1 protein-coding gene is annotated in these 861 nt (G+C 28.6%); it reads right to left on the bottom strand.

Annotated elements, in window-relative coordinates; translation table 11 throughout:
- On the bottom strand, positions 1-861 hold an 861-nt coding region (locus tag AJ930_RS10635), incomplete at both ends, for a motility associated factor glycosyltransferase family protein (RefSeq protein ID WP_261659524.1).

Genomic DNA, 861 nt, shown 5'->3' with positions numbered 1-861 from the left:
ATCTAAAGAGTGATTGAAATTTTCTATATTTTGATAAACTTTTTCTAAAAATTCCAAAGGTAAAATAAAATCTTTACTGAGTATGTTTTCTAAAATTTGTTTTAAAGCTAAAGCATCGTCTAAAAATCTTTTAGCATTATCTTGATCTTTTTGTATTTTTTCTTTGAATTTAACTAGGAGTTTATCACTTCTATTTTTAGTTAAACTTTTTGGAAGTTCAAATTTAGGTTTTTCTTTTGTAAGGAGTTTTTCACAACATTCTTTAAAGGAAAGTTCTTCAGTAAAATTAATCCTTGCTCCACCTTCAGTGGCATTGTAAAATTTAGCTTCTTTACTGTTACAAGCAAAAAGATATTCAAGTTTTATGCGATAATCATTCCAAGTTATATGAGTTAAAACTTCACCTTTACCTGCATAGGCGGGGACTTTAAGTTTGTCTATATTTTCTTCACCGCTAAATTTCTCCCCAAAATCAAAACCTTTTGAGTGTGAATTTCCTTCTTCATCAAAGGCTAAATCTTGTCCTATCATAATAATATTTTTAAATCCTAAAGCTAAAGCTAAGGTATAAGAGAAATGACTTACATGAGTACCTGTATCAATATAACCAAAGTCGTTAAGATTGAAGCGTTGGTATAAAGGATCATCTCTTAAAATCACACTTTTATTATCTAGTGAATAAACCAAATTAGGATGCGTGACACATGAAAGTATATTTAAAGAAGTTTTATTTTCTTTATTTTGAAAAAATTTCATTGCTAGATCAGTAAAATCTAAATTCGTAACATAATCAGGCACTATGCCTTCTTTTTCAAGCATACTTAAAGCCCCATCAGCACAAAAAATCACTGCTTTATCTTG

It is taken from the genome of Campylobacter sp. BCW_6871 (assembly GCF_001762325.1).
Taxonomy (GTDB): domain Bacteria; phylum Campylobacterota; class Campylobacteria; order Campylobacterales; family Campylobacteraceae; genus Campylobacter_D; species Campylobacter_D jejuni.
Note: the sequence above shows the minus strand (reverse complement) of the source record. Positions and strands in the feature narration are given on the sequence as shown.